Source organism: Peribacillus sp. NPDC055009, from assembly GCF_053608705.1.
Genome location: NZ_JBSGVZ010000050.1, coordinates 1 through 1038 on the forward strand (window position 1 = coordinate 1; position 1038 = coordinate 1038).

2 protein-coding genes are annotated in these 1038 nt (G+C 35.2%); both read right to left on the reverse strand.

Features of this window, described 5'->3' with window-relative positions:
• Window positions 1-638 (reverse strand): ABC transporter ATP-binding protein (locus tag ACWF5P_RS27100; RefSeq protein ID WP_452445550.1); only part of this gene is annotated, 638 nt, incomplete at its 3' end.
• 4 nt (window positions 639-642) lie between these two features.
• Window positions 643-1038: FtsX-like permease family protein (locus ACWF5P_RS27105; RefSeq protein ID WP_452445551.1), on the reverse strand; the 396-nt coding region annotated here is incomplete at its 5' end.

Here is a 1038-nt window from a genome sequence, read left to right on the forward strand (position 1 = left end):
CTATTTCCTCTCGTTGCTGCTTTGAGGTCATGCGTTACCATGACAATACTTTGTCCTTCGTTATTCAGTTGTGTTAGGATATCTAAAACAACCGTTCCCACGGATGAATTCAAAGCTCCTGTCGGCTCATCCGCAAAAATAATTTTAGGTTTATTGATCAAGGCTCTCGCTATTGCCGTTCTTTGCTTTTGTCCGCCAGATACTTCAGATGGATATTTACCTACTTCCTTTTCTAAACCTAACTTTTTTAATAACGAAAGTGCTTTTTCATTGACTGATTTTTTGCTTTTTGATGGGGAATATCCATTGAACGCCACATTCTCAAATAAAGTCATATCAGGCAACAAATTAATTCCCTGAAAAATAAAGGCGATATCATTTTTTCTGATGTTGGCAATTTGATTTTCTTTGAAAGAGGTTATATCTTTGCCAAGCAGCTCTACCTTTCCTTGACTATATTGATCCATTGTGCTTATCGCATAAAGCAAGGTTGATTTTCCTGCACCAGAGCTTCCCATGATAATGGTAAAGTCACCTTCGTATATCTCTAAATTCATATCATTAATCACATCTAATTTTTCTTTTCCCATGCTAAAGCTTTTGCACAAATGACTTGTTTTGATGATTGTTCTCTTCATCTTCTTATTCCTCCATTAATTCTATTGCATTTATACGTTCTACTTTTGAAGTGCCTACAAAAGCAAATAGTAATATGACAATAAAGATTAGAGCACAGTATATAGCAGTCTTTACGGGTGAAAAAATAATCGCATTAGGACTCGTGATGACAAGTTCAATAAGTGATTTTGATACTCCATTGTGAATGAATAGAGCGGCAGCTATACCGATTGATGTCAAAATGGCCATTCTAGAAAGAATCCTAATCTTTAGAAACTTATTGGTAAACCCTAGCGCCTTTTGAATTCCAAAATTCCTTCTTTCATCTATCATAATGATGGAAATAATCGAAATGATATTCAAAGCACTCAGGATAAGCATAAAAATTGAGATTGTTGATACCACAGGTGGTACCATAGA